Raw genomic sequence first — 26,108 nt, forward strand, 5'->3', positions numbered from 1 at the left:
ATGTAGATGAGCAACCAGGACGAAACGCGAAGCCCCTTCACGCGCCCCGGGTTTCTGGTGGCAGCGGTGCTCGTCGGGGCGATCGTCGTTGTCGGTGTCGTGCTCGGCATCCTCAACGCGACCCGCGCGGGCGACGATCCCCCCGACGCGAGCCCCACGCCAGCGGAGCCGGGACCGTCCGCCACGTCCCCAGACCCCTCTGCCCAACCCACCGACGACGAGAGTGTGTGCGGCCTCAAAGACGGGGACTCTGAAGGCACACTCTCGACCGCACCGGAGACTGAGTGGCAGTTTCAGGGCACCACTGCCTACCCAACCTCCTCCACCTACGGGCCTGGTGCGACGGATGAGAACGGTGTCCGGTACTGCTTCCAGCGCTCACCTCAGGGTGCATTGTTCATGGCGGCCAACGCGATCCCGCAGGGATCGGACCCCTCGGTCAGTTCCGCTTGGGTGGACTACGCCCTCGCTGAGGGTCCCTATCGGGAGCAGTTACTCGGGGAGATGGGTGGCAGCCCGGTGACGGAGGGGATGCGCCTGTCCACCGTTGGGTTCCGTCTGTTGCACTACGACGGAGAAACTGCCCGTGTAGACCTGGCAGTACGTGGCTCCGCTGCAGGACAGGCAGCGACCCTCTCTGGCGTGTACGAGCTCGTTTGGCAGCACGGCGACTGGAGGATTAGCGCCGACATAAGCCAACCACTCGACATGGCCACAATTCCCGATGCCGCCGGCTACATCTCCTGGGGCGAGTAATGGCCGCGGCACAGGACTGCGGAGCCCTGGACTTCGGATGTAAGGCGGCGCAGCTGGCGAGCAGTGCAATCGGCGATGCAATCGAGAACATGGCCAATGCGGTGATGGAGGCGTTCGGCAAGGCCATCGCGTCGCTCGGCACCGTGTGGGTCCACATCGGGACGCCTAACCTCACCGGTACGGGAGGTTCCTCCGGGCTAAGTGCGGGGGACAGTGCCCCCGTCGCCGGGGCCGCGATCACGACCGTCATGGGGTACGTGACGTGGATCAGCCTGGCGGTCGCCATCCTGTCGCTCTTCGCGCTGGGCGCCCTGGTGGCTACGCGCATGAGGGCGGGCGAAGGAATCGCTGCCGTCGGCCGCGTGGGGCTCATCTTGGCCGCCGTTGTCTTGGTGGCCGCAGCTAGCGCGCTCGTCACTGGCGTACTGCCGTCGGGCCCCCGCAATGCCGGTGGTGCGGTGCTCTTCCTTCAGTCGGGGCTGTGGTGGTACATGGGCGCCGCTGCGGTGGTTTCTGTCGTCATCGGAGCGGCGCGCATGGCCTGGGAGCAGCGCGCCGAGCCGGGCCGAGAGACGGTCAAGTCGCTGCTGACGCTTGTGGTCGTCGCCGGCGCAGGAGTGACGATGGTCAGCCTGCTCGTCACCGCTGCCGACTCATTCTCGGTGTGGATCATCAACAGTTCCCTCGAGTGCGACGTGACAACGGACTCCGCGTGCTTCGGGGAGAACATGCTCAACCTCCTGGCACTGACCACGAACTCCACCGCCGGCGGCCTGGGCGCGCTACTGGTGATCATCCTCGGGCTGATCGCCATCCTCGGCGCAGCGATCCAGATCCTGCTGATGGTTGCCCGAGGCGGGATGCTGGTCATTCTCACCGGGATCCTGCCGCTCGCTGCGTCGTTCACGAACACCGAGATGGGCAAGGGCTGGTTCAAGAAGTGCGTCGCCTGGCTGGTGGCGTTCATCCTCTACAAGCCCGCGGCGGCCATCGTCTATGCCGCTGCTTTCCAGCTCGTCGGGACTGACGTGTTCTCCGACGACGGCACCGGGCTGCTGGCGGTGCTGACGGGGCTGATGCTGATGATCATCGCTTTGTTCGCGATGCCAGCACTGATGCGCTTTGTCACGCCGATGGTTGGCGCGCTGGCTGGTGGCGCAGCGGGAGGCGCGGTGGCGATGGGCGCGATGGCCGCGTTGCCAACCGGTGCCGCGGCCATCGGGCGCTTGGCGGCCGGCGGCGGCGCGGCCTCGGCTAGCGCCGCAGGCAGTGGTTCATCGGGCCCGAGCGGCTCCGGAGGCACGGGAGGCCCCTCAGGCACTCCGGGCCCATCCGGAAGCCGCAGTTCGGGAATGTCGCCGAATGGTGAATCAGGAGGCTCCTCGCCTCGAGGCGGCGACACCGCAGTGGCCGGATCGGGAGCAACTCCCGTGGGAGCGCCGGCGCAGATGAACGGCGCCGGGGCTAGTGCGGGCGCGGGCAGTGGCGCGGCGGCCGGGGGCGCAGGTGCCAGCGGAGCTGCCAGCGCTGCCGGGGGGCCGGTCGGCCTAGCGGCGGGTGCCGCGCTTCAGGCCGGAAAGCGCGCGGGCGCAGCGGCGTCTAGCGCTGCACAGAACGTCGGTGGACAAGCGACTGGTGAGGGCGAGGGGGGTGGTCCAAGTGGCAGCAGTTGAGACAAGCAGGGGCCCGCGAACCTACGGGAACTGGCGACGTCCCACGTCGGCAGGGATTCTCGGTTTAGGGTCGGTGGGTACTGCTCTGCTCCTCGTCGGGTTGATCATGGTCGTGCTCATGGTCATGATCGCCGGACTGCTCGAGGCGCTGATCGTGGCCGGCGTGCTGGGTGCGGTGATGCTCGCGGTGCTCACGAAGGACTCCCACGGTAGGAGCCTGGTCAGCCGGGCGGGGGCACGAGCGGCATGGTGGTCCGCGCGGTCACGTGGCACGCACATCTACCGCTCAGGGCCGCTTGGGCGTTCAGAGTGGGGCACCTTCCAGCTGCCAGGACTTGCCGCCCCGGTCCGGATGAGCGAGTTCACTGACTCCTACGGCCGCCCGTTCGCGCTGCTCTACACCCCCGCCACGTCGAACTTCTCGATCGTCATCGGCACCGAGCCGGACGGCGCGGCACTCGTGGACCAGGACCAGATCGACATTTGGGTGGCCGACTGGGGTCACTGGCTCGCCAACCTCGGTGACGAGCCAGGCGTAGAGGCTGCCTCGGTCACGATCGAGACCGCACCGGACTCGGGATCGCGTCTGCGGCGCGAGGTCGAGATCAACCTCGACGAGAACGCTCCGGCGTTCGCCCAAGAGATGCTGCGCGAGGTCGTGATGCGCTACCCGGCGGGCTCGTCGACGGTCAAGGCGTATGTCGCCATCACGTTCAACGCCGCTCACCGCACAGGCGGCAAGCGGCGTCAGGCCGAAGAGATGGGCCGGGAGCTCGCGGCCCGGCTACCTGGACTGACGGGTGGACTACAGGCCACCGGGGCAGGCGCGGCGCATCCGCTCTCGGGGCAGGAGTTGTGCGAGGTCATCCGCGTTGCCTACGACCCGGCCGCCTCGGTCCTCATCGATGAGGCACACGCCGCGGCGGAGGTTCCCGAGCTGTCCTGGCCCGACGTAGGGCCGGCCGCCACGCAGGCCAGCTGGGACGGGTACCGGCACGACTCGGCCTACTCGTGCACCTGGGCAATGAGTCAGGCGCCGCGCGGTGCTGTGCAGTCCGGCGTGCTCGCGCGTCTGCTGGCCCCACACCGCGACATCGCCCGCAAGCGCGTCACCCTGCTCTACCGGCCAATCGACGCCGCGCGGGCGGCCGCCATCGTCGAGGCCGACCTCCGGGCCGCCGAGTTCCGGCTGACCGCGACAAGCAAACCGGCCGCCCGCGACAGCCTTGCTGTCCGCTCGGCGGCCGCCACGGCAAGCGAGGAAGCCTCCGGCTCTGGCCTCGTCCAGTTCGGCATGCTCGTCTCGGCCACGGTGGACGACATGGCGAAGGAGGCCGACGCCCGTGCCGCGGTCGACAACCTGGCGGCAACGGCGCGGCTGCGGCTGCGCCCGGTCTACGGCTCTCAGGATTCGGCCTTTGCTGCCGCGTTGCCGTTGGGGCTCGTACTGCCCAAGCACATCAAGATTCCAGCCGAGCTGAGGGAGAAGCTGTGACTGCGACTGACCAGCTCAATGTCCGCGCCCGTCGCCGTGCTCGAGGCACCACACCGGAGGTCAGGCCGCTGCGCCCACCGATGCGCGGCTGGCTGGGTCGCGGCCGCGGCGAGTCGTTCTATGTGCAGACTCCTGCCGAGTGGCGCGGCACCACCGTGCAGGTCTGCGGGCTGTGGCCCTTTGCCGTGGGCGCCGGCACCCCCATGGTGGGCGTCCCCTTCGGGCGCCATATCTACACCGGCGCCACGCTGTGCTGCGACCCGATCTCCTGGTACCAGCGCGCCAATCTCATCGGCAACCCTTCGGTGTTCTTCCTCGGCCGCCCAGGCCTGGGCAAGACCTCAGCGGTCATGCGCATGGCGGTGGGACTGAGCGGGTACGGCGTGATCCCCCTCGTGCTGGGAGACACCCGACCGGACTACATCAAGATGGTCACCCAGCTCGGCGGTCAGGTCATCACCCTGGGCCGCAACCGCGGCGCGCTGAACGTCCTCGATCCCGGCGAGGCACCGGACGCAGCCCAGCGGCTTCGGGCTGCCGGCTTCGACCGTGAGGCCGAGGAGGTGTTGGCCGACGCCCACGGGCTCCGGCTCAACATGCTCTCCTCGCTCATCACGGTGCTGCGCAAGAGCCCGCCGACGGCCCGGGAGGAGACGATCCTTGCCCGCGCCCTGACGTGGCTAGACGAGCACCACGACGGCGTGCCCGTCATCCCCGACCTCTTGAAAGTCGTACAGGTGGCTCCGACCGAGCTGCGCGAGGCCGCGCTCGACCGTGGCGCGGCCACCCGCTACCAGGAGGTGACCGAGGAGCTTGAGGCGGCGCTGGTTGCGCTGTGTCCCGGTGGGAAGTTCGGTGACGTGTTCGCCAGGCCGACCACTCAGCCCATGCGCCGTGACCGCGCGGTCGTGTACGACGTGTCGGCGATCCCGCAGTCCGACAGCGACCTGCGTGCCGTCGCGCTGCTGGCCTCGTGGTCTGCCGGCTTCGCCGTGGTCAACATCGCCCAGATCCTGGCCGACGTGGGCCTGGAGACGCGCCGGCACTACTTCGTGGTGCTCGATGAGCTCCACCAGGCACTGAAGGCCGGCCCGGGCCTGGTCGATCGCGTCGACTACCTCACCCGGCTCAACCGGACGGTCGGGGTGGGGTTGGCGATGATCACTCACACGATGAAGGACCTGCGTTCCCTGCCGATCGAGGAGGACCGGCAAAAGGCCATGGGCTTCATCGAGCGCGCCGGGTTCATCGTGTGCGGTGGCCTGCCACTGAGCGAGATGCCACTGCTGACGTCCGTGGTCGGTCTCTCTCGCGAGGAGCAGGAGCTCCTCGGCGGATGGCAGGACCCACCTGCGTGGGACACCAAGGAGGGCCGAGAGGCGCCGCCTCCGGGGCTCGGCAAGTTCCTGGTGAAGGTGGGCGGCCGGCCGGGCATCCCCGTCGACCTGACGCTCACGGCGGCGGAGAAGTCGCTGCACATGAGCTCCGCGCGGTGGACCGACCGCTCCCGCACGGGCCTGCTGGGACAGGAGGAACCGCAATGAGCCTGCCGAACAATCGCCGCCGCGACCCCGGCGGAGCCTCGAGTGAAGCCGTCCTCGTGTGGGTGGCCATCGTGTTGGTCGTCGTCGGGGTGGGGTCGGTCTACGCCGCGATGCACCTGGGCCATCGCTTTGCCGGCACCGGCGCCAAGGTGCCCAGCGATCCGTTCTCGGTCCTCTTTGGGCTGCTGGGCGGTGACCAGCAATGGCCAGGCCCAGCCGGATGGTGGGTCCTGGCCGGCGTGACTGCGCTGCTCGTGCTCCTCACCGCTGGCGGCGGCCTCGCCGTCCATCGCCTCCGGACGCGGCGCTCACGGGTTGACCGCGCCGCGAGCTACATGGGTCGCGGCCGCGATGTGCAGGACCTGACGCGCAAGCGTGCTCAAGCCACGGCTACGCGCCTGGGCGTGGACTCCTCGGCCGGTGTGCCGATCGGGCGCGCCGTAGCGAACAACGAGCCGCTGTACGGCTCGTGGGAGGACATGCACATCGACATCTGGGGGCCCCGCACCGGCAAGACGACCAGCCGCGCGGTGCCAGCCATCTTGGACGCTCCCGGCTCGGTGCTGGTGACGTCGAACAAGCGCGACGTCGTCGACGCGACCCGCGACGTGCGGGCGAAGGTCGGGCCGGTGTGGGTCTTTGACCCGCAGAGCATCACCCTCGAGGAGCCTTCCTGGTGGTGGAACCCGCTGTCCTACGTGACCGATGAAGTCCGGGCAGCCAAGCTCGCCGACCACTTCGCCACCGGGTCGCGTGATCCCGGCGCCCAGACCGATGCCTACTTCGACCCGGCCGGACAAGACCTGCTCGCCGGCCTGCTGCTCGCCGCGGCACTGGACCACCGGCCCATCACCGACGTGTACACCTGGCTGACCCGGCCCACGGACGAGACCGCTGTGGACATCCTCCACGAGCACGGGTACTCCCTGACCGCCGACCAGGTCGCCGGCGTCGTCTCGGCCCCCGAGAAACAGCGCGGGGGCGTGTTCGGAACCGCGCAACAGATGGCCTCCTGCCTGACGAACCGGCAGGTCGCCCACTGGGTCACCCCGCAGGGCCTGGCCGACCAGCGCCCGCAGTTCCGGCCCGAAGACTTCGTCCGTGCCGATGGCGGCACACTGTACTCACTGTCCAAGGAAGGGCGCGGCACCGCCGGCCCGCTCGTCACCGCGCTCACGGTGGCCGTTGTCGAGGCGGCCGAGGATTTGGCCGCGCGCTCACGGGGTGGCCGGCTGGGTACTCCGCTGCTGGGTGTGCTCGATGAGGCAGCCAACGTGTGCCGCTGGCGCGAGCTGCCCAATCTGTACAGCCATTACGGCTCACGCGGGATCGTGCTCATGACGATCCTGCAGTCCTGGTCCCAGGGAGCCGAGGTCTGGGGCGAGTCGGGCATGAAGAAGCTGTGGAGCGCCTCCAACGTCAAGGTCTACGGCGGCGGAGTCAGCGAGGCCAGCTTCCTCGAAGACCTGTCCCGGATGATCGGGGACTACGACCGCCTCTCCTCCTCCACCTCCTACGGGCGCGGTCACCGCACCGTCTCCCAGCAGCTCCACCGAGAGCGCATCCTCGACGTGGCCGACCTCGCTGCTCTGCCCAAGGGGCGAGCGGTGGTGATGGCCTCCGGCTCACGGCCAACCCTCATCCGCACCCAGCCCTGGATGAGCGGACCCCACGCCGGCGAGGTCGAAGCCTCGATCGCTGCTCACGATCCACAGGCCGAGCGCACCATCCATGAAGCACAACGCGAAGTGGCCGCCGTCGAAACAACGGTGGGAGCCGAGGAGGCATCATGAGCGACTGGGCCAACGACCACCACGACCACGAGGGCATTGACGCCCAACCGGTCGACGTCGATGAGCAAGCAGACGACACAAGCGTCGAGGCTCAGTCGACGCTGTACTACGGCTCCGTCGACGAGTTCGTACGCGAGTACCTCCGCCACGTCTACCGACGGCGGATCAACGGCCGAGAGCGGGTGTGGGCGGCGCGCTGGTGGGAACACGACGAGGCAGTGATCCGGCTGGAAGCGCTCTGGCGAGCCTGGGAGCATCTGCGCCAAGACCCAGCCACCGGAATGAGCGTGTGGTGGCGCGACCATGCCGACCACCACATGGCCGTCCTCATGGACCCAGATGGCCCGTTCGCGTCCGCGGATTCAACGGCGGAGACCAACCAGACCAAGAAAGGCAGCTCCCTTCCATACGCAGCGCCTCCAGGTGGACTGTTTCCCGATGTGCGTAACGAGTAGCCGCTAACGAGGTGCAGGTGATGGCAAGGGCAGCCGGACTCACCCGCGCCCGTCTGCGCCAAAGACGGTCCGCAATGTCGACGAGGCGTTCCGCCTCGCTGACGAGGTCATGGTGCTGTCCCGGGCGGGCAGGTGGCACCAACCAGGGCCCGGCCCCGTGTCCGACACGCAGGCACGCGTTAGTGGTGCGCCGGCCGAAAACTGTGTAACGTCACGCCCTAGTGGGGTGTAGTGCGCCCTAAAGTCGAAAGCCCCGAGGTTCGCCCGGGGCTTTTCTCCTGCCCTGCTGCTGATTCTCGACTCGCTGTGCAGTGGTCTTTCCCGGGGCACCGTCACACTGTCACACTCAGCAGGTGAGGATCCGCGTCCACGAACTCGCCCGGGAACTAGGGGTGGACTCCCCCCGAGTTCTCGCCGAGCTGCGCAAGATGGGCGAGTTCGTAAAGTCCGCATCAAGCGTGCTTGACCCTGCGGTTGCAGCAGCGGTGAGGAGCTCGTTCAATTCCTCACCAGCCCAGTCCTCTCGCCGGAATCCGTTCACGTCGCAACCTCCAAGCCGCCTACCGTCTGTGGGGACCTGGGGGACCGGCCGGTGTGCCGACCCTCCACCACCTAAAGACGACGAGCTGACAGCTGCCGAGGCTGCAATCGAGCTCGGCGTCAGACAGTCGACCATCAGGCAGTGGGTCCACCGCGGTTACTTGACGTCCTCGGGTGTTCGCGGTCGCGCTCGGCTGTACGAGCGAGCTGACCTTCAGCGCGCCAATGCCCAGGCCAAGGCCAAGGCACGTCGCCCCGCGCCACCCTTTGCGGTCCCGCGGGAGCTCACCCGGAGGCCCGTCAGCACGGGCGAGGCTGCGCAGATCGCGGGCGTAGCACCGTCAACGATTCGGATGTGGGTCCATCGCGGACTACTTCAACCCCTCACCGCAGTGGGTTCAAAACACACGTTTGACCCGATTGAGGTCCTGCGGGTCGCCCGTCGACTCTGAGCAGAGCAGTTCAGGCCTTCCTCGGTGCGCATTCACCACCCGCCGGCTGCCCCCTGCCAGCCTCGAGGCCGCCGTCGATCTGAACAGCCCCCTCCAGGCACCTTGCCGTGACCCAAGACTCCGCAGCGACCGTGCTGCGGTTAAGTCCAGTCCCACAGGCTGGGCACCCCCATAAGGAGGTCGCGATCATGGAGATCCTCGCCGCTCTGGCAGGACACCTGTTCGCGCCTGCTCTGATCACCGCTGCCGGGCACTTCGCGCTCCGGCTACTTCCCTTGGTATCGGACCGCGTGAACCAGCGTGCCGTCCGTCTCGCCAAGGCGAAGCGCAACCGACAGAGCAGGTAGCGCACAAAAGCGCCTTTCTCAGGGGTAGGGAGAGCTCTGCCCAAAATCAGCCCATGCCGATAATCCGTAGTTATGACATTCCCGCGTCGTTGGAACGAACGCACGCTCAGCACCCCGGCCTCTTCGGCACCATTCCCCTAACCCCGCGCAACGGTGGGTACTTACTGACGCCTAGTCATGCTCAGGGATTGACCAGTGCCAGGGCCAATAGGGCTCCCTCATTCGGAGTTTGTAGCGTCGTGGCCCTCCGGAGCGACCGTGTCGTCCATGTACACGGTCGCGCTAGTCGCAAATTCGGTGGTCCATGACCCAGCCATCACGCCTGACGTTGCCGCGAAGATCGGATAATCGGTTCTGACGTCGTCACCCGTCAAGGTAGGGCGCCAGTCGCAGGTCACGACAGGCGAATTATCCCGCGTAATTGCGATCCGCTGCATGACCGAGTTCAGCTGCACACACAGCGCCCACGTCACCAAGTCTTCATCGGGCGCGATGAAGTACCAGCCAGGTCTGAACTCGGCTACGTCACCCTCATCCAACTCCTCCTCCTGCGTTGCCAGCAGCAGCGGAGCGAGATCGTCCTCTGGACCGTCTATAGGAGTCGAACCTTCGGGCAAGAAACCAGTTGAAGACTTCTCCCCCACAAATACCACGCGTACATAGAACTGCTCCGTGCTCACGGTGTGCCAGTCGAAAAGCTGGAAGGACGATGAGTGATTTATGAGTGCGCGAAACCTCCTGGCAGACTCGAGCAGGTCCAACGACTCCTCGGGAAACATCGCGAATGGCTCGAGCCACGTCAGAAACTTTGCGACGCTTCGGTGAGGCACGTTGGCAAAGACGTCTCTATGCCGCCGCATAACGTTCGTCAACTTATCAGCCGCGGCATAGAACTGTTGATAATAGTCCACGGTTGCGCGATAGAGCCTGTGTTTTTGGTTTATCGACGGGTAGTTCTGCGGGTAGAAGACGCTCACAGGTCCGAATTCCCCCCGCGCGCGCTGCACCGCGTCCCGAAGCTCAAGCAGCTGTAGAAGCGCGTCTCGCAACGACTCGACGACAGTGCGCTCCGCCGGCGAAGGTCGCCAGTGCTCCAGCTCGTGAAGCCAGTGCTCTACGTAGGCAGGGCCGACTCGAAAGAGGTGCACGCCTACATCTTCCAACCCGCCCTCTTCCTGAGTCACCGGGCGATCATTGCACCGTGGCGCTGCCCTCGAGTACCTGTTGGGCTGGGTTCAGGGAACTCCAGTGCCGACCGCGCGCGGCGGCACGCGGAACTATGTGCCGCCGTGGATGCGGAGCTCGCGCCGCTCGAAGATCCCCGTGATGCCCGCTCGACGGTACTTGATACGAAGGGTGCGGTTGTTGAAGACGGTCGCGGTCAGGTCGTCACCAGGCGGAATAACGAATCCCCGCCATCTCCTGCGCGTCAGAGTCAGCTCGTAGAACAGTTGGTCCTCATTCGGGACCAGCCGGAGCGCGGCATCGTGCTCCGCTTCGACGGGAACGTCACGCCAGACGACCTTGTCCCCCTCTACGGTGTCAACCCCCTGCCATGTGACGGAGGTGAGCTGGGCGGGTACCGCCGAGACATTACGGACCAGCCAAGCGTCAGGTTCTACTCCCTCGACGGAACGCGTCAGGGTGACACCACGTGGCAGCACTGCCCACAGGACCACACCGGTGATGGCAGACGCAAGAACGCCAAGAAGGAAGTCATCCAGCACGACCCGACTCTAGTGTGGACAGTAGCGACGTCGTGGCTGCTGACTGCCAGGGACCTGCATCCAGGTCCCTGGCATACGTGTCTACCGATCGAGTCCGGCGCGATGCCGCTGCATTCCGCGCACTCTGGCGCTCCGCGCCTTCGGCACCCCGCCCACGCGCTTGACCGCCTCGGTGGCTGGCCGGCTTTGGCTGACGTCAGCGCGGATCTTGGTGGCCACGACCTTCTGGTCGATGCCTTTGGCTTCGAGTTCGTGGGCGATGCTCTGCCGTCTTTCCGCGCTGTCGTACATGGCGCGGCCGTCTGCGCGCAGGTGGTCCGCTGCGGCTTCTCGGAGCTCGGCGTCGACCGCTGCGCGTAGCCGCTCGTCCGGGTGAGGTTCGTGGTGAGCGGCCGCACTGGCTTCCTCCGAGAGACGCTCTTCGTGGTCGGCGTCCCGCAGCAGGCGGTGGGCTTCGGCGCGATCTACCTGCTCACGGTTTCGCTCGGCGTCGGCCTGCGCCCGCTCGTGCTCGGCGCGCTGCATGGCCGCGTTCACCGCGGCGGGTGTGGCGCCGGTGTTGTCGGCGTCGATGCCGTACCGGGTGCGCAGCTCGTCGCGGATGCGCTGCTCTGCCCTGACGGCTTCTGGATCTTCGTGCGCCCACGCTCGGGCGACCTGATAGGCGTGGCCGATCTGTTCGGGGGTGGCTCGATCCCACCACTCGGCCCGGTAGACGCCACCGAGCTCGGCACGTGCCGCGCGATGCTCAGCCTCGAGACGCGAGTGCATCTCCCGCGTCTCCTGCTCGCTGTGGGCCTGGACGCGGCGCAGCGCCTGCTCACGGCCGCGAGCGAGCCGCTCTGCGATCTGTCCTGCCGCCGTGACAAGCACGCGGACCTGGCCCTCGAAGGCTTCCTCGATGCCGTCGGTCTCCTCAACCATGACGAATCCCCCTTGTTCATCGTTCCGGGCCGCGGTCTGCGCCCGGCTTAGCTGTGGTGCGCCGCTGGTCCGGCTGGAGTTTCGTGGGCAGCGCGGAGGCGGCCTGGGTGGCGTCGTGCGCGTGGCCGGCCTGCATTCGTTCCAGCATCTGCTGGGCCTGTGGGTCGAGCGCGCTTGACTGTTGAGCTGAGCCCGCCGGGGCTGGGTGTACCGGTTGTGGCAGTGCGTCGCGTAGCCGCAGCAGGCGGGTGCGGGTGTCGTTGGCCAGGAGCTGGGCGTGGCGCAGCTGGCCGGCGGCCACGGAGGCGTCATAGACAGCCTGTGTGAGCCGCAGGAGCTGGCGCACCATCGCCGCTTGGGCGACCTTTCCCTTCCCGCCTCGGGTGGCGCTGGCCAGCAGCATCGCCGCCCCCGAGATGGCCACTGTCCCGGCCTTGGTCGGTGGCACCGTGCGGCGGTAGGTCTGGGCCGACCGGGACAGCGCCTCGGCGGCTGCTGCGAGGTCACCGGGTGTGTATTCTATGGCGTTGGACCAGGCGGCTAGCGCCCCGGCTGTCTGGCGGGCGACGGTGGCCCAGGTGTCGCGGTCATGGACGTCAACCGAACGCAGCCGGTCGACCAGGGCCTGCAGCTCGGTGTTGTGCTGCTCCCACAGCTGGGGATCAGGCTCGTGGGCCTCACGGCCGCTCGCTGTGACGCGCTTGCCGCGCTTGGCGGCGTTCCACTCCGCCACGGCCTCACTGGCACCAGTCGGTGTGTCCGGCCAGCCGTCGCGCAGCCGTGGCAGCGACAGGTCGCGGGCCAGGTTCCCCCCGCCGTACCAGATGGGCCGTTCACCGGCTTCTGGTCGCTGGGCGACCGTGTAGCCGGTGACGACGTCGGTGCGCCCCGAGGCATACCTTGGTCGAACCAGGAGCCCGGAGCGGCGTAGCCGGCGCACGAACTCGGCCTCGGATTCACTGGCTGTCGCCGCGGCGCGCACCTTGAGTGCCAGCACGTAGCGCGGCTGGTCGGTGCGCAGCTCGGCAGCGATGCGTCCCTGACGGTCAGCACCGTCCAACGCCTCCCACGCGGGCAGGTTCTCCCCGTGTTTGGCCCGCCGGCGCTCGTGCTTGGCGCGGGCTCGGGCGCGGGCTTGGGCCTCTTGCTCGGCGGGGTTGTAGCCGCGGGTCGCGCGTTCGGCGCGCACCGACTCCAGTTCTTCCAGGCCGTACTTGACCTCCAGTGCCCGCGTGGCCGATTGCGCCCTGGCGAAGTCGTGATGGATCGAGGCCTTGGTGCCGTCCTCGCGCACGAGGTTGACGGCGATGTGGATGTGGTCGTTGCCGTTGGCCGACACCCCATGACGCACCGCGGCCCAGCGGCAGGGTGCCTTGCTGCCCTCGTTGTCATCAAAGCCCATCGCCGTGATGAAGTCGCCTGCGATGGCCCCCCACTGCTCGTCAGTCAACGAGCCTTCGTCAGCTCGCAGAGACAGCGAGCAGTGCCACACGTGCCCACCTTTGACCTCGACGTCGTAGGCGGTCCTGGGTCGGTCCAGATGACGCGCGACCGCAAGGCCGGCCTCGCGGTTCAGCTCGTCATCGTCATGCCATGCCATCAGGGCCGGGTCGCCGGCCACCAGGTGCGGATCGGTGTGCTCGTTGGTCCGGCCCGGGCCCACCAGGTACGTCATCAGTCCGGCCATGCGATCCCCGCGGACCACGTTGGGCATCACGGCAGACTCAACCCATCGATGGCGTCGTCAATGCGCTCGGCGGTACGGCGCACCGCCGCCAGGGTGCCGCCGAGTTCTGCCTGCACCTCGCCGGTGGCGTTGGTGGCCTTGGCCATCTGGTTGACGTTGTTGGAGATGGACGCCAGCAGCCGGTGAAGCGCGAACAGCTCGGCCATCGCATTGCGTCGCTCGCTCGGCATCTCGGCCGCCTCGACGGCTAGTGCCGATTCCACCAGCAGGCGGGGCACCGTGACGCCCTGCTCGGCGGCCAGGCGCAGCAGCATTCCCTCTTCTTCGGGCGACACCTTGACCTCGTGCCGGTGCGGTCGCCCACCCTGCACATTGGCGCGCCGCCGGCGCGCGAGCTGGCGACTCCGTGGAGCCTCAGTGCTCACAGCAGATCACCAGCCTTCCTGCCCAGCGCAGCGACCCCGCCCACGGCGGGGATTCACACGTCCAGTGTGCACCCACCGGCGCCCGGCGTCGAGCGGGAAAGCCACTTAGCCGGGCTAAGTGTATAGCTTGCTCCGTCGGGACTCCGCTGGTCTGTAACCTCACCCTGGGAGAATTGCCGCCCAAACTCTCGACGTGACGCACGTCTCACCGTACGCTCGTCGTATGCCTCGAGTACCAACACCTGACGAGGCCGTCGAGCGCGCTCGACAGGCCCAGGAGCAGCGCCTGAAATCCATCCAGTCACTCGCCGAGGCGCGCCAGCGCATCGTCGACGTGCGCGAGGAAACCGAGCGCGAACGCGCCGAGCTCGAGGCACGCATCGCCAGCCGCATCAACGACGCCCAGCGCGACGACCTGCGCGCCTACAACGCCGCACTGAGCGCCGGCTGGTCAACGACCGAGCTGCGCAAGATCGGATTCCCAGAGCCGGAGAAGAAGAAGCGCGCCGCACGCGCACGTCGCCGCACCAGCGCAACGGGCAAGGCGAACGGCACCACCTCTCAGCCGACCACTGAGAGCAGCACACCAAGCACGGGGGACACCGACCATGAGCGAGTCACCAGCTGAGTCCATGATCGCCGAAGCGATCGCTGCACGACCCACCCACGGGGAGACCAGCCCCTCCCCCACAGCGACCATCGACACAGGGCGCGGCTTGCCTATCCCACTCGACGTCGGCGGCGAGTCTGATGAGTGAGCAGCCAGGCGCTCTGGCGGCTCGCCACGCAGCGCTGATTGCCGGCGCCATCCCCTACCAGCTCGAGTACCAGCCCCGCGACGACCAGGTAGCCATCGCCACCATCGCTGACGGCCAACTCGGGCCCGTCGCTGCCGTCAGCTGGGACTCCGACGTCACCGACGGTGCCGGGCACGCGCGGTGGATGGCCGGCCGGATCTCCGGCCCCTTCGCCGCCGCCGGCGTCAACGACTTCATCCCCGTCACCTATGGACCCCACGCGCACGAGCGGGCGGTCCTGCTGTGCGGGGCGTTCGCCGAGTACGGCAACGCACACATCGGGATCGCGGTCGACCGGGAGGCCAACACGGCCCGGGTCATCGATCCAATTCTCGGCCCCGCTGACGCCACCTACGAGCTGGTCCCACCCGCCGACTACATCGTCGCTGGAGGAGCGGCTCCCGCCGCTTCTCGCGAGGACCTGCTGCTGCGCTACCAGCCGCACCCGGAACCCGCCTACCCGCAGGTCACTGGCGGTGTCGCTGACACGATCGCGACGACGCTCCCTTCAGTGCGCCAGGCCCAGGCCCGGGCACTGCTCGAGGACCTGACCCGACCGAAGGCCGAACGCCGTCCCGAAGACCTCTCACGCCTCGCGCACCTGGCACTGAGCCACAAGTTGGTGCGCGACTCCCTGCTCGCCGACACTGGCCGTGATCGCGCCAAGACCCACCTCCTGGTGGATCTCTACCGGGCCGCGCCCGCGGCCTACCGGCCTGGGCTCGCCACGCTGGCGGCCGCCAGCCTCTACGTCAACGGCAACAGCGTCGGCACCGAGCAAGTACTCACCCATGCCGACCGGTCCGGCACTCACGCACGACTGACCGAGCTCGTTGAGATGGGGCACGCCCTGCGACTGCCGCCACCCGCCGTCGACGACCTCGCCGGCGACCTGGCAGCCGCGGCCGAGGGCGCAGACACCGCGTTCAGACGCGAGCAGACCTCCGGCCTGCACGGCGCCTCCTTCCCGGGTACCCCCACCACCGGCCCCGGCAAGCACCAAGGCGAACGTCCGGGCGGTCGGCTTCCGCCGGCCCCCCGACGCGAACCCGACCTCGACAGGTGAACAGAGAACCCCGCGTCACGAGCACGGCGGCTCACCACTCTCCAACTCGGTCGCATACAGGGCTTCTCTCGTTCCCGCCTGCGGGAGCGGATCCTGACCGTAGACTTCGGTCGATGATTCCGCCGCTGACAGCAGTTGGCGCGCTTCCTCGAGGCCGGTACCCGGCGACGATCCCAGAGGTCGAAAGCGCCTTCGTCGCCGACCCGATGTGGGCCGCGTCCACTACCCGACCGACCGTCTGGGCCGACTGGCTGCAAGTGACCGCACAGGCGAGAAAAGTGGTTCCAGTTGCCGCCGCGTGGCTGGGAGGAAGCTTCCTTACCGACAAGTTGAACCCCGACGACCTCGACGTCATCTATCTCATCGACGCCCGTCAAGCTGCAGCCGTCACGAGCCCGCTGTACCGCGGCTTCCTCTCGCTGCTCTCCCAGGGCCAGGCGCTGCGCACGCTCCGTGGCAGCCGGCTCGACACGTTCGTCATTGACTGGGTGCCCGATCCGGACGGCGCACGCATGGCTCCGGGATTCAGCGACTACGTCGCCGACCGGGGATACTGGGATGACCTATGGCAACGCAGTCTCAGCGGACCAAAGATGGCGCCGCGAGTGCCATCAGACGCACTGCCCAAGCGTGGCTACTTGGAGGTGATTCTCGATGACTTCCAACCCTGACGACGACTTCCTCGCCGGGCTGCTCGAGGACGCCGCTCTCCAAGGCGTCGCGCTGGAGTGGTCCACGCCGAACGACCTCGCACGCCGTAGCCGGGAGACCTTAGCTGCCCGCATCGCCCCAGGACGCCCTGGCACCTCCCGAGGGGAACTGCGCCTCGCCGGGTCCGGTGTTGTCGGCCACAGCATTCGCCTGTCTGACCTCGGGGGCGTCCTTAGCAGCTTCCAGCGCACCGTCTCTGCTGTCGGTGGAGCTCTCGACGGCATCACGAGCTCGAGGGGATCATTGCCGGCATCGCTGGTCCAGCGCACGAACTTGCGCCTTGACGCCGCACCCGCTCCGGGATCAGTCAGGCTCGCAATCACTCCCGAGCAGTCGCCGGCGGCCGAGCTCTACCCCAACGGCGAAGTACCGCTCGACGACACAAGCCGGCCGCTGTCCGACCGTAGCCTCGAGGAGGTCATCCGCCTTCTCCGAGCGGGAGCAACAGCAGACCCCACAGCCCGAGAGTTCCGCGCCGAATTCGCCGAGCTCGGACCACGAGCTGCCAGCGCGGTCCGCGCGTTTCTCAAGATCGTGGCCGACGACGACCTTGATTTGAACCTCTCATGGCAAGAGCCGCGGAGGCCAACCATCAGCGCCGCCGTTACGTCCAGCGAGGCGCGTTTCCTTGAGCAGGTCATCGCCAACAACGGGCTCGACGACGACGAGCTAGTTGTTCGCGGCACCGTCCATACGGTCAGTGATCGGCGCCCGCTCGACCTTGAAGTCGCCGGCGCTCCAATGCGAGTGCAGCTCGGCGATCAACTACCCCCGGATATCCACACGCTCAACGTCGGTGATGTTGTGGACGCTCGCATCAACGTGACCACCGAGCAACGCGCAGGTGGCGATGAGGTTGTGACTTACACGCTCATCAGCATCGAGCGCGTGGACGAGCCCTGACTGAACACCAATCAGCTCCACGACGTGTGTCTTTCGCCGTTTAGTGGCGGGGTTCTGTCGACGCTTCATGGCGGCTTCCGGTCCCGAGTCAGGCGACGGACTGCGCTGATGGTCGTCCCAGAGCCGATCCCTATACGGGTTTCATGCTGCACAGCAGGAGAGTTTGGTGATGTCGGTGGTGAAGGCCTGGGCGGTGAGCTTGAGGCCTTCGGCCATGGTCAGGTAGGGGCTCCAGAGGTTGGCGACCTGGTCGATGGTCATGCCGGCCTCGAGGATGTAGACGCCGGCGGCGGCGAGGTCGCCGGCGTCCTGAGCTAAGGCGGTGATGCCGATGATGCGGCCGGTGTCGGCGTCGGTGACCATCTTGATGAGCCCGCGGGTGTCGCGGTTGACGATCGCGCGTGGGACGTGCGCGAGGGGCAGGACGCGGCTGTCGTAGCGGATCCCGGCGGCGGAGGCCTGTTGGTCAGTCATCCCGACGGCGGCCAGGGCCGGACTGGTGAACACAACCCGGGGCAGGTGGCGGTAGTCAACCTCGCGGCCGGAGCCGGTGAGGGCGTTGTCGGCGGCCAGGGTGCCGTGGGCGGCGGCGACGTACACGAACTGCCGGTGGGCGGTGACGTCTCCGGCGGCCCAGATGCGCGGGTTGGTGGTGCGCAGGTGGTTGTCGACGATGACCTCGCCCAGCTTGCCGGTGCGTACGTCGACGGTGTCGAGGCCGAGCGTGCCCGTGACCGGGCGGCGGCCGGTGGCAACGAGGACCTCGGCGCCCTGGAGTTCCTGTGAACCGTCGGCTGTGGTGGCGGTGAGCGCGACCTCGCCGGTGGCCGGGTCGCGGCGCACCGCGCTGGGCGCCGCCCCGCGGATGATCTGGATGCCTTCGTCGGCGAAGATCTCCTCGAGGCCGGTGGACGCCTCGGGTTCCTCGTGGGACGCCAGGCGTGAGCGGACCACCATGGTGACCCGGGCGCCGAGCCGGGCGAAGAGCTGGGCCTGCTCCATGGCGACGTAACCGCCGCCGATGACCAGCAGCGATTCCGGGACGTGGTCCAGCTCCATCGCGGTGGTCGAAGTCAGGTAACCGGCCTCCTGCAGGCCGGGGACCGGCGGCGCCCAGGGCGTGGATCCGGTGGCGATCAGGTAGCGCGCGGCCCGGACGGTCTGCACCGTGCCGCCCGGGCCGGTGACGCGCAGTGCCGGCTCGGTCGGTGTGCCGACGAACGTTGCCTCCCCAGGAAGGAGGTCCCATCCGTACGCGGTAGCCAGATCGAGGTACTTCTCGCTGCGCAGCGATCCGACGAGCTCATCCTTACCGGCGACCAGGGTGGCCATGTCCACCGGCCCGACGCCGGGGGCCGGCAGGCCGGGGAACCGGGCGGCGTCCAGGGTGACGTGGCGGGCCTCGGCGGCCGCGAGCAGGGCCTTGGATGGCACACACCCGGTGTTCACGCAGGTACCGCCGACGGTGCCCCGCTCGATCATCACCACCCGCTTGCCCAGGCTGGTGCCGCGGATCGCGGCCGCGAACGCCGCCCCACCCGACCCGATCACCGCCAGGTCATACGACCCGGCCTTAGCCGTTGCCGTCATGAGCTCCTCCTTCGTCACCCTCAGGATCGACCTTCCAGTGCACTGGAAGGTCAAGGCAGAATGAGTGGCATGCGGATCGGCGAGGTGGCCCAGGCGTCAGGCACGACAACCAAGACCCTGCGGTACTACGAGGAATTCGGGCTGCTGCCCGCCGCGGACCGGACCCCGGCGGGGTACCGGGACTACGGCCCCGACGTGCTCGACCGGCTCGACTTCATCCGCCGGGGGCAAGCCGCCGGGCTGACCCTGGCCCAGATCAACCAGGTGCTGGACATCCGCGACCGGGGGCACGCCCCCTGCCAGCACGTCACCGACCTGCTCGACACCCGCCTCGAGGTGATCGACCGACAGCTCGCCGAGCTCGAGCAGCTACGCACCACGATCGCCGACCTACGCGAGGACGCCGCCGCCGGCGACCCCGCGACGTGCTCCCCCGAGGAGATCTGCCGCTACCTGTGACCCCGAGCGATCACGGGCCATGGCACCATCGCGACATGGTCGATGACACCCGGCAGCGGTGCTCATGCTGCGGCCGGCTGCGGTCACGCAAGGCACTGCACGCACTCGGGAACGAGCAGGCCTACATCTGCCGAAGGTGCGGGCTCTGGGTCGCCCTTCGCATCTCCCGCGACTGACCGACCCCGCCCGCAAGCGAAGGCGTCGCCGGCCGCGGGTGGGGGTCAGTAGCGCGGCGCGCCGGCGAGGACCTCGAACTGCCAGTCGCGCCGGGACCGAGCGTCCTGAGGTTGCGGCGATGGAACGTTCACGCTGCTGAAGGGGCGGGTCAACGGTTGCGCGTGAGCTGGCCGAGGCCAGGGAGGAACCGGCCTACTCTTCCGGAGTAGCTTGCGTAGGCGTGCCCGTGGGTGCGGATCAGGTATGGCTCTTCGACGAGGCGGACCTGGATCTCCACGGCCAGGAGCAGGCAGACCAGCGCCGTGGCCGTCACCGCCGTCGGGACCAGGAGTGTCACTCCGAGCAGCGCGGTCAGCATCGCGGTGAAGATCGGGTTGCGGACCACGGCGAACATGCCGGAGGTGACCAGACCGGTGCGCTCGGTGGTGTCGACACCGATCCGCCACGAGGCACCCATTCCCGCCTGGGCGGCCAGGACGCCGGCGAAGCCGGCGATGGCCAGTGCGAAGCCCGCCCACAGGATGGCCGGGGGCAGGGTGATGGGGGCCGTGGTGCCGGTGAGGACCAGGGCGGGGCCCGCGGCGCCGAGCGCGAGGGCGGCGGTGAAGAGGGTCCCGCCCCACGACTCGGCCGATCCGGGGGCGCCGCTCAGGCCGCGGAAGCCGGTGGACCCGGTGCGTCGGCGGTGGATCCAGGAGCGCGCACCGAACGCGGCCACCAGGCCGGCCAGGTACAAGGTCAGTGCCGTGGCTGCGGCGGCATCAGTGGTCACGAGGGGGCTCCGTGGGTCGTCTAGTGGTGGGTGTTACAGGCCGAAGGCGCCGCCCTCGAGGAGGATGACGATGCCGAGGCCGATGAGGACCAGCGGGAAGAGGATGTGTTCCCAGCGTTCGAGGACCTCGGCGATGGGTCGGCGGGTGGCGACGTACTTGGCTGCGAGCACGAGGAGGCCGACCAGGGCGAGGAAGACGAGGCAGTAGGCGATGATCGCGGTGGTGGACGCGGTGGCGAAGACGGGGACGTAGACCCCGATGTTGTCCCCGCCGTTGGCGAACGTCACGGCGGCCACGGTCAGGACTCCGACCTGCTTGCCGGCGACCTTGGCCTCGTCATCCTCATCATCGTCGTCACCGCGGTTGCGCCACGCTCGCCATGCCGCGTACAGGCCCAGGGCGAGCGGGATGAGTCCGAAGTAGGGCAGGGCCGCCTCGGGCAGGAAGGAGCGAGCCCCGAGGGAGACCACCACGGCGGCCAGCAGGATGCCCCCGAAGCCGAGGTACTGACCGAGCAGGATCTTGCGGGTGGTGCCCCGCTGGCCCGCGCCGCGGGCGTAGAAGAGGGACAGCACGATGATGTCGTCGATGTTCGTGGCCACGAACAGGCCGATCGCCTGCAGGATCGGGGTGAGCAGTTCCATCGGGTTGCCTTTCAGGGCGCGTCGGACCGCTGGCGGTGGTCAATGGGGCCGCGTTGGCCCACGGCGTCAGCGTCCGAGCGCGGGCTGGTGCGTGCGTGCGGCGCGCAGGCCGTTGAGGATGACCAGGACCTCGGCGATCTCATGGATGAGCACGACGGCGGCCAGGCCCAGGACGCCGGTGATGGCCAGGGGTGGCAGCGCGGCGATGATGAGCAGCGACAGGACGATGTTCTGGTTGACGATGCGCCGCCCGCGTCGGGCGTGGGCGATGGCCTGGGGCAGCAGGCGCAGGTCCTGACCGGTGAAGGCGATGTCGGCGGACTCGATCGCGGCGTCGGAGCCGGTGGCTCCCATCGCGATCCCGACGTCGGCCGCGGCCAGGGCGGGGGCGTCGTTGATTCCGTCACCGATCATCGCGGTGGGCCGTTGGGCGCTGAGCTCGCCCACGGCGGCGGACTTGCCTTCGGGGCGCAGCTCGGCGCGCACGTCGCTGATGCCGGCCTGCGCCGCGAGGGCGCGGGCGGTGCGCTCGTTGTCCCCGGTGAGCATCGTGACGCCGATGCCGTCGCCCGCCAGCGTCGTGATGACCTGGGGGACCTCGGAACGGAGCTCGTCACGCACCCCGATCGCCCCGGCGACCGCGCCGTCGCGGTGCACGACGACAACGGTCATCCCCTGGGCCTCCAGGGCACGGACCCGGTCGGTTATGGGACCGGGGTCGACCCAGCGGGGGCTGCCGACCCGCACCTCACCGCCGTCGACGGTGCCGTGGATGCCGTGACCGGCTTCCTCGGTGATGCCCTGAGCCGCGGGGGTTGCGGGAGCGGCCTGGGTGATGGCGGCGGCGAGGGGGTGGGTGCTGTGCTGCTCGAGCGCGGCGGCCCAGGCCAGGACCTGCTCCTCGGTCACGTCGCCGGTGGGAACGACGGCGGTGACGGTGGGCCGGTTCCTGGTCAGGGTCCCGGTCTTGTCGAAGGCGACGTGCCCGATATCCCCGAAGCGCTCAAAGATCGCGCCGCTCTTGATGATGACGCCGAACTTGCTGGCCGAGCCGACCGCGGAGACCACGGTGATGGGCACCGCGATCGCCAGCGCACACGGCGAGGCGGCCACGAGCACCACCAGGGCGCGGGTGATCCACGTCTGCGGGTCACCGGCAAGTGAGCCGATGAGCGCGACCAGCACGGCCACGACCAGGACGCCGGGCACGAGCGGGCGGGCGATGCGGTCGGCGAGCCGGGCGCGTTGCCCCTTCTCGGCCTGGGCCTGCTCTACCAGGCTCACGATCGTGGTCAGGGAGTTGTCGGTGCCGGTCGCGGTCGCCTCGACCTGCAGGACACCGGCGGTGTTGATCGCCCCGGCAGACACCTCATCACCGGGGCCGACCTCGACGGGGATGGACTCACCGGTGATGGCCGAGGTGTCCAGGCTGCTGTGCCCGGTACGGATGATTCCGTCGGTGGCGATGCGCTCACCGGGGCGGATGACCATGACCTGCCCCGCGCTCAGGTCACGGGCCGGGACGGTGACCGTCTGACCGTCGGTGAGGACGGTGGCGCTCTGGGGCACGAGCTTGAGCAGGGCACGCAGCCCGGCACGCGCCCGGTCCATCGCGCGGTCTTCGAGGGCTTCGGCGATGGTGTAGAGGAAGGCCAGGGCCGCGGCCTCCTCCACGTGGCCGAGGATGACCGCGCCGGTGGCGCTCATCGTCATCAGCAGTGCGATGCCGAGCCTGCCCGTGGCGAGTTTGCGCAGCGCACCGGGGACGAACGTGGAGGCCCCGAGCAGTAGGCCGACCCAGAACAGCACGAGCGCTGCACTGTGGGCGCCGGACCACTCACAGGCCAGCCCGGCCACGAACGCAGCCCCCGAGGCGATGGGGATCATGACGGCGGGGTCACGCCACCACGGTGCCTCGTGCTCGTCGTCGGTCTCCAGCTCCTCGGCGGGCGCGTGGGTGGTGGCGCTCATGCCGCGGTCCCGCTCGGGCAGCAGCCGGGCACCGCGCAGGCCGGGTTGAGGCACGGGGCGTTCTCATCGACCGCCAGCGTCACCTCGACCAGCGCGGTCATCGCCGCCGCCAGGTGAGGGTCGGCGATCTCGTACCGCGTCTGGCGCCCTTCGGGCTCGGCCACGACGATGCCGCAGTCCCGCAGGCAGGTCAGGTGGTTGGACACATTCGACCGGGTCAGGCCCAGGTCGCGGGCGAGCACCGCCGGGTAGCTCGGGCCCTCGAGCAGCGTCATGAGGATGCGGGAGCGGGTCGGGTCGGCCATCGCCCGGCCCAACCGGTTCATCACGTCCAACCGCGAAGCAATAGTCAGCATGCACTGACCATACAGCAGGCACTGACCATACAGGCCGCGCTGCGCGGGACAACTTAGGGAGGCTTGCCGGAGAAGAGCAGTACGGACTCGACCTCCCGGTGTGTTGATGACGAGCGTCTCAGTTCCTTGGTTCTGATACACCGACACATGAGACATCTTCCGACGCCGCCGACCCGCAGGCAGGCACCTCACAAGTAGGTGCGAAACTCGGCGCGTCGGGCCGCGCCAGCACGCCGAGTTCTGTGACACTCGGAAGATGTCGTCGACCATCGGCTACGCCAGAGTCAGCACCGGCCACCAGTCCCTCGAGGCGCAGAGCGACGCACTGACCGCGGCGGGCTGTGAGCGAATCTTCAGTGACAAGTTCTCCGGTGCACGGGACGACCGCCCGGGCCTTACCCAGCTGCTCGACTACGTCCGTCCCGGCGACACCGTCGTGGTCACCGCACTGGACCGGCTCGGCCGCTCCCTGTCCGGAGTGATCCGGACCGTAGAGACACTGACCCAAGCCGAGGTGCTCTTGCGGTCCCTGCGCGAAGGGATCGACTACTCCACCTCCACCGGACGGATGCTCGCCGGGATCTTCGCCTCCCTGGCCGAGTACGAGCGCGACCTCATGCACGAACGCGCCGCCGCCGCCCGCGAGGCCGCTCGCCTCCGTGGTCGGCACACCGGCCGCCCCCCCAAACTCACCAAGGACCAAGCCAGGCAGGTGCGCTCACTGCGCGCCGGCGGAGAGCCCATCTCCGACCTCGTCCGTAGCTTCGGTGTCTCCCGCGCCACCATCTACCGCGCGATCAACGCTCCCGACCTGACAGCAGCCCCGAGCGAAGAACTGCTCTCCGCCGGAGCCAAGCCGTGTTGAACCGGTCGCGGAAGGCTCGTACAGTCGCGAGCTCGTCGGCGACCTCGGAGGTGCGCTGTTTACGGATCGAGATGGCGACCGCGACCGAGGCGCCGATGAGGCCGGCGGTCGGCGCGGCAGCCAGGATGACAGACCTGAGCCAGTCGGGATCCTCCTCGCTGTTCGGCAGCTGTCCGTGCCCGAAAACCAGCGCGAACGCCCAGAAGGTGAAGACGAGTAGCGCGATGCTGCCGGTGAGCCAGATGAGAATCTCGGCATGCAGGGCAGGGCGAGCTCGGCGAAGCACGGCCCACGCGATGAGCCCCGCTCCGACAACAAGCGCGATTGTGGCGATGAGCCACAGTGCGGCAGGGGTCATGTCGCGAAGGGTAACCACGGCAGCCGGTAGCCGGAGGGGCTTCGGCACTGGAGCCCGCGCCCGTCATCCGGCCAGAACGTCACTGGGCCCTCTTCAGTCGGCGTCCCGTACTCCCCGACGTCACTGTCGCCCGCTTCGCAGTTGAGCTGGGGACGGCGGCGGCGCTGGACGTCTCCGACCGAAGAGCCGCCCCCGCCAAGTAGTAGATATTCCGTACGCGATCCCTGTCGTCGTCGTTGCCACCCCGGGGCGTATCGAGCATCCGTTTCTTAACACGCAGCAGCCCGAGGCTCTCTAGCTCGCGCGTGCCGCTGGTTCGCATCGATGACCTGATGCAATACCAATCTGGGAAGTTCTGGGTCGACCACCACATCCCATCCCGAGTGCTCTCAGGCTCCGCGAGGAGGATTAGGAGCATGGCAAGCCCGGGCGCCGCCATGCGCTGGATGTATCCCTCCCACAGCCGGTCGGGCATCTGCAGATACAGCTCGACCTCCTGCTGCTTGGCGCGCCTCGACGCCTGAGCGGGTCTCCGCTCGCTGGGCGGGCGGTAGGGATCCCCAGACCCGTCCTCGCGGAGAAGCGTGATCCTCGAGGCAGCCCCTCGGCTAACTTCGACCTCGATCAGCCGCAACTCCTCCAGGCGCTTGATCGCATCGTTGACCCGTCGCGCACCTCTATGGGCGGCGTCTTCAAGGTCGAGCAGCGCGGCCCACCGACGAGCCGACAGCGTTGAATCGTACGGCTCGGCCGAACTGCGTCGGATCAGACCGAGGTACAGCTTCAGCGGGACGGCGCCGCCGCGTCCCCGCGTGGAGACGATCTGCGCCAGAGGAGGCGGGCTCTCCGGGTTGGCCGTGCGCACAAAGGACTTGCGAACCGGGGTCGTCGTTCGGCGTCCCGCAGCCGAGTTGAGAAGCCTTTCGACCTCACGTTGAGAGGCTTCGCTCAGATCCTCACGCCCCACTTTGACGCCAGTTCGAGCGGCGATCACTCCTCGGCGTCGCGATGAACTAGATGTCCTCTCTACTTCCTCCATCTGGCTCCACCCCACTCCGGCTCTATTGGCATACCATTTCATACACTAGCACTAACCAGATCCTGGTCAACAGCGATCGGTAGTTCTGCAGATACGGCATCGTCGCAGGTCAGCGTGGTGAAACCCGGCCACTAGGTGTAGCGTAGTGACCACGACCTGGAGGAAGCGACTCAGCAACTGGGAGCAAGGGGCTCATGCAGTTGCCGCCAAGGCCAGGCCGAGCCGGTGGTCAGGTGCACGTCTGAGCGATGGAGTGCACCGGCAGTGAGGGAGTGTCTACCTGGACGGGCCAGGGGAGGGTGCTGCTGACGAAACTGCCCGTGCCGGCCGACGGGTCTCGGGGTTGGAACCCCGAGACCCGTCGCGCATCGCCGTCACATGTGAACGGTGTGCCATGACGGCAAGGACCCGCGCCAGCATGTCTGCCGGAGCGTGTTGGTGGCGTACGTCAAGATAGGCACGTGTCGTATGCGCCCCTCGTCCACCCCACGGACACCCCCGACCTGAGGAAGGCTCGTGGGGCGTTCTTCACCCCCGATGAGATCACTGCGTTTATCGCCCAGTGGGCCATCACCTCACCC

26 protein-coding genes are annotated in these 26,108 nt (G+C 68.3%); 14 read left to right on the forward strand and 12 right to left on the reverse strand.

Annotated elements, in window-relative coordinates; all coding sequences use genetic code 11:
- Positions 1-6: 6 nt before the first annotated feature.
- From V2J52_RS16690 to V2J52_RS16725, 8 genes are all read left to right on the forward strand, one after another.
- Complete coding sequence (locus V2J52_RS16690) at positions 7-756, forward strand: DUF8175 domain-containg protein (protein WP_331228872.1); 750 nt, start codon at positions 7-9, stop codon at positions 754-756.
- A complete protein-coding gene (locus tag V2J52_RS16695; protein WP_331228873.1) occupies positions 756-2,429 on the forward strand; it encodes a TrbL/VirB6 family protein in 1,674 nt (557 codons plus the stop codon). Before V2J52_RS16690 ends, V2J52_RS16695 begins: the two co-directional genes overlap by 1 nt.
- On the forward strand, positions 2,416-3,924 hold the full coding sequence (locus V2J52_RS16700) for an SCO6880 family protein (RefSeq protein ID WP_331228897.1): 1,509 nt from the start codon (positions 2,416-2,418) through the stop codon (positions 3,922-3,924). Before V2J52_RS16695 ends, V2J52_RS16700 begins: the two co-directional genes overlap by 14 nt.
- The gene (locus V2J52_RS16705) at positions 3,921-5,468 is read left to right on the forward strand and encodes a type IV secretory system conjugative DNA transfer family protein (protein WP_331228874.1); all 1,548 of its coding nucleotides are present in this window, start codon (positions 3,921-3,923) and stop codon (positions 5,466-5,468) included. The genes V2J52_RS16700 and V2J52_RS16705 overlap by 4 nt, the downstream gene beginning before the upstream one ends.
- Complete coding sequence (locus tag V2J52_RS16710) at positions 5,465-7,261, forward strand: type IV secretory system conjugative DNA transfer family protein (protein ID WP_331228875.1); 1,797 nt, start codon at positions 5,465-5,467, stop codon at positions 7,259-7,261. Before V2J52_RS16705 ends, V2J52_RS16710 begins: the two co-directional genes overlap by 4 nt.
- On the forward strand, positions 7,258-7,716 hold the full coding sequence (locus V2J52_RS16715; protein WP_331228876.1) for a DUF4913 domain-containing protein: 459 nt from the start codon (positions 7,258-7,260) through the stop codon (positions 7,714-7,716). Before V2J52_RS16710 ends, V2J52_RS16715 begins: the two co-directional genes overlap by 4 nt.
- 392 nt (positions 7,717-8,108) lie before the next feature.
- Complete coding sequence (locus tag V2J52_RS16720) at positions 8,109-8,708, forward strand: MerR family transcriptional regulator (protein WP_491062197.1); 600 nt, start codon at positions 8,109-8,111, stop codon at positions 8,706-8,708.
- 188 nt (positions 8,709-8,896) lie between these two features.
- Positions 8,897-9,055 (forward strand): hypothetical protein, encoded by a 159-nt coding sequence (locus tag V2J52_RS16725; protein WP_331228878.1) that lies wholly within the window; start codon positions 8,897-8,899, stop codon positions 9,053-9,055.
- A gap of 218 nt (positions 9,056-9,273) precedes the next feature.
- On the opposite strand, the gene V2J52_RS16730 is transcribed toward V2J52_RS16725, so the two are convergent.
- From V2J52_RS16730 to mobC, 5 genes are all read right to left on the reverse strand, one after another.
- A complete protein-coding gene (locus V2J52_RS16730; RefSeq protein WP_331228879.1) occupies positions 9,274-10,239 on the reverse strand; it encodes a hypothetical protein in 966 nt (321 codons plus the stop codon).
- Positions 10,240-10,332: 93 nt separating this feature from the next.
- Positions 10,333-10,782 carry a hypothetical protein gene (locus tag V2J52_RS16735; protein ID WP_331228880.1) on the reverse strand — a complete coding sequence of 150 codons (450 nt, stop codon included), beginning with the start codon at positions 10,780-10,782 and terminating at the stop codon, positions 10,333-10,335.
- Between the two features lie 81 nt (positions 10,783-10,863).
- The gene (locus V2J52_RS16740; protein ID WP_331228881.1) at positions 10,864-11,706 is read right to left on the reverse strand and encodes a hypothetical protein; all 843 of its coding nucleotides are present in this window, start codon (positions 11,704-11,706) and stop codon (positions 10,864-10,866) included.
- A gap of 16 nt (positions 11,707-11,722) precedes the next feature.
- Positions 11,723-13,423: a relaxase/mobilization nuclease domain-containing protein gene (locus V2J52_RS16745; protein ID WP_434056444.1), complete on the reverse strand. Its 1,701-nt coding sequence runs from the start codon at positions 13,421-13,423 to the stop codon at positions 11,723-11,725.
- Complete coding sequence (gene mobC, locus V2J52_RS16750) at positions 13,420-13,707, reverse strand: plasmid mobilization relaxosome protein MobC (protein WP_331228883.1); 288 nt, start codon at positions 13,705-13,707, stop codon at positions 13,420-13,422. The genes V2J52_RS16745 and mobC overlap by 4 nt, the downstream gene beginning before the upstream one ends.
- Before the next feature lie 334 nt (positions 13,708-14,041).
- Here mobC and V2J52_RS16755 point away from each other — a divergent pair, with 334 nt between their 5' ends.
- From V2J52_RS16755 to V2J52_RS16770, 4 genes are all read left to right on the forward strand, one after another.
- Positions 14,042-14,446, forward strand: a complete 405-nt coding sequence (locus V2J52_RS16755) for a hypothetical protein (protein ID WP_331228884.1) — start codon at positions 14,042-14,044, stop codon at positions 14,444-14,446.
- 122 nt (positions 14,447-14,568) lie between these two features.
- Entirely contained in the window at positions 14,569-15,681 is a 1,113-nt protein-coding gene (locus V2J52_RS16760; protein ID WP_331228885.1) for a DUF4192 family protein, read from the forward strand.
- 113 nt (positions 15,682-15,794) lie between these two features.
- On the forward strand, positions 15,795-16,352 hold the full coding sequence (locus V2J52_RS16765; RefSeq protein ID WP_331228886.1) for a DUF6932 family protein: 558 nt from the start codon (positions 15,795-15,797) through the stop codon (positions 16,350-16,352).
- On the forward strand, positions 16,336-17,295 hold the full coding sequence (locus V2J52_RS16770) for a hypothetical protein (RefSeq protein ID WP_331228887.1): 960 nt from the start codon (positions 16,336-16,338) through the stop codon (positions 17,293-17,295). The genes V2J52_RS16765 and V2J52_RS16770 overlap by 17 nt, the downstream gene beginning before the upstream one ends.
- A 141-nt stretch (positions 17,296-17,436) precedes the next feature.
- Here V2J52_RS16770 and merA read toward each other — a convergent pair whose 3' ends face one another.
- The gene (merA, locus tag V2J52_RS16775; RefSeq protein WP_331228888.1) at positions 17,437-18,885 is read right to left on the reverse strand and encodes a mercury(II) reductase; all 1,449 of its coding nucleotides are present in this window, start codon (positions 18,883-18,885) and stop codon (positions 17,437-17,439) included.
- A gap of 69 nt (positions 18,886-18,954) precedes the next feature.
- Here merA and V2J52_RS16780 point away from each other — a divergent pair, with 69 nt between their 5' ends.
- Positions 18,955-19,344, forward strand: coding sequence for a heavy metal-responsive transcriptional regulator (locus V2J52_RS16780; protein WP_331228889.1), 390 nt, complete (start codon positions 18,955-18,957; stop codon positions 19,342-19,344).
- 325 nt (positions 19,345-19,669) lie between these two features.
- On the opposite strand, the gene V2J52_RS16785 is transcribed toward V2J52_RS16780, so the two are convergent.
- From V2J52_RS16785 to cmtR, 4 genes are all read right to left on the reverse strand, one after another.
- Positions 19,670-20,293 carry a methyltransferase family protein gene (locus V2J52_RS16785; RefSeq protein ID WP_331228890.1) on the reverse strand — a complete coding sequence of 208 codons (624 nt, stop codon included), beginning with the start codon at positions 20,291-20,293 and terminating at the stop codon, positions 19,670-19,672.
- A 33-nt stretch (positions 20,294-20,326) separates the two neighbouring features.
- Positions 20,327-20,938 carry a cadmium resistance transporter gene (locus V2J52_RS16790; protein ID WP_331228891.1) on the reverse strand — a complete coding sequence of 204 codons (612 nt, stop codon included), beginning with the start codon at positions 20,936-20,938 and terminating at the stop codon, positions 20,327-20,329.
- Between the two features lie 66 nt (positions 20,939-21,004).
- Positions 21,005-22,909, reverse strand: coding sequence for a heavy metal translocating P-type ATPase (locus V2J52_RS16795; protein ID WP_331228898.1), 1,905 nt, complete (start codon positions 22,907-22,909; stop codon positions 21,005-21,007).
- Positions 22,906-23,265, reverse strand: coding sequence for a Cd(II)/Pb(II)-sensing metalloregulatory transcriptional regulator CmtR (cmtR, locus tag V2J52_RS16800; protein ID WP_331228892.1), 360 nt, complete (start codon positions 23,263-23,265; stop codon positions 22,906-22,908). The genes V2J52_RS16795 and cmtR overlap by 4 nt, the downstream gene beginning before the upstream one ends.
- A 256-nt stretch (positions 23,266-23,521) precedes the next feature.
- Here cmtR and V2J52_RS16805 point away from each other — a divergent pair, with 256 nt between their 5' ends.
- A complete protein-coding gene (locus tag V2J52_RS16805) occupies positions 23,522-24,130 on the forward strand; it encodes a recombinase family protein (RefSeq protein ID WP_331228893.1) in 609 nt (202 codons plus the stop codon).
- Here the strand turns inward: V2J52_RS16805 and V2J52_RS16810 are convergent.
- Together V2J52_RS16810 and V2J52_RS16815 are read right to left on the reverse strand one after the other, a co-directional pair.
- Positions 24,063-24,488 carry a hypothetical protein gene (locus tag V2J52_RS16810; protein WP_331228894.1) on the reverse strand — a complete coding sequence of 142 codons (426 nt, stop codon included), beginning with the start codon at positions 24,486-24,488 and terminating at the stop codon, positions 24,063-24,065. The two genes, V2J52_RS16805 and V2J52_RS16810, sit on opposite strands and share 68 nt — an antisense overlap.
- Before the next feature lie 79 nt (positions 24,489-24,567).
- Positions 24,568-25,527, reverse strand: a complete 960-nt coding sequence (locus V2J52_RS16815; RefSeq protein WP_331228895.1) for a hypothetical protein — start codon at positions 25,525-25,527, stop codon at positions 24,568-24,570.
- Between the last annotated feature and the right edge of the window lie 581 nt (positions 25,528-26,108).

This window comes from Georgenia sunbinii (assembly GCF_036421875.1).
GTDB classification, from domain to species: Bacteria; Actinomycetota; Actinomycetes; order Actinomycetales; family Actinomycetaceae; genus Georgenia_B; species Georgenia_B sunbinii.

What these genes read in the sequence shown, in the direction of transcription:
- V2J52_RS16690 (WP_331228872.1), top strand. Translation starts at nt 7, where the DNA reads ATGAGCAACCAGGACGAAACGCGAAGCCCCTTCACGCGCCCCGGGTTT.
- V2J52_RS16695 (WP_331228873.1), top strand. Translation starts at nt 756, where the DNA reads ATGGCCGCGGCACAGGACTGCGGAGCCCTGGACTTCGGATGTAAGGCG.
- V2J52_RS16710 (WP_331228875.1), top strand. Translation starts at nt 5,465, where the DNA reads ATGAGCCTGCCGAACAATCGCCGCCGCGACCCCGGCGGAGCCTCGAGT.
- V2J52_RS16715 (WP_331228876.1), top strand. Translation starts at nt 7,258, where the DNA reads ATGAGCGACTGGGCCAACGACCACCACGACCACGAGGGCATTGACGCC.
- V2J52_RS16725 (WP_331228878.1), top strand. Translation starts at nt 8,897, where the DNA reads ATGGAGATCCTCGCCGCTCTGGCAGGACACCTGTTCGCGCCTGCTCTG.
- V2J52_RS16740 (WP_331228881.1), bottom strand. Translation starts at nt 11,706, where the DNA reads ATGGTTGAGGAGACCGACGGCATCGAGGAAGCCTTCGAGGGCCAGGTC.
- mobC (WP_331228883.1), bottom strand. Translation starts at nt 13,707, where the DNA reads ATGCTGCTGCGCCTGGCCGCCGAGCAGGGCGTCACGGTGCCCCGCCTG.
- V2J52_RS16755 (WP_331228884.1), top strand. Translation starts at nt 14,042, where the DNA reads ATGCCTCGAGTACCAACACCTGACGAGGCCGTCGAGCGCGCTCGACAG.
- V2J52_RS16760 (WP_331228885.1), top strand. Translation starts at nt 14,569, where the DNA reads ATGAGTGAGCAGCCAGGCGCTCTGGCGGCTCGCCACGCAGCGCTGATT.
- V2J52_RS16765 (WP_331228886.1), top strand. Translation starts at nt 15,795, where the DNA reads ATGATTCCGCCGCTGACAGCAGTTGGCGCGCTTCCTCGAGGCCGGTAC.
- V2J52_RS16770 (WP_331228887.1), top strand. Translation starts at nt 16,336, where the DNA reads ATGACTTCCAACCCTGACGACGACTTCCTCGCCGGGCTGCTCGAGGAC.
- merA (WP_331228888.1), bottom strand. Translation starts at nt 18,885, where the DNA reads ATGACGGCAACGGCTAAGGCCGGGTCGTATGACCTGGCGGTGATCGGG.
- V2J52_RS16780 (WP_331228889.1), top strand. Translation starts at nt 18,955, where the DNA reads ATGCGGATCGGCGAGGTGGCCCAGGCGTCAGGCACGACAACCAAGACC.
- V2J52_RS16790 (WP_331228891.1), bottom strand. Translation starts at nt 20,938, where the DNA reads ATGGAACTGCTCACCCCGATCCTGCAGGCGATCGGCCTGTTCGTGGCC.
- V2J52_RS16795 (WP_331228898.1), bottom strand. Translation starts at nt 22,909, where the DNA reads ATGAGCGCCACCACCCACGCGCCCGCCGAGGAGCTGGAGACCGACGAC.
- cmtR (WP_331228892.1), bottom strand. Translation starts at nt 23,265, where the DNA reads ATGCTGACTATTGCTTCGCGGTTGGACGTGATGAACCGGTTGGGCCGG.
- V2J52_RS16805 (WP_331228893.1), top strand. Translation starts at nt 23,522, where the DNA reads ATGTCGTCGACCATCGGCTACGCCAGAGTCAGCACCGGCCACCAGTCC.
- V2J52_RS16810 (WP_331228894.1), bottom strand. Translation starts at nt 24,488, where the DNA reads ATGACCCCTGCCGCACTGTGGCTCATCGCCACAATCGCGCTTGTTGTC.
- V2J52_RS16815 (WP_331228895.1), bottom strand. Translation starts at nt 25,527, where the DNA reads ATGGAGGAAGTAGAGAGGACATCTAGTTCATCGCGACGCCGAGGAGTG.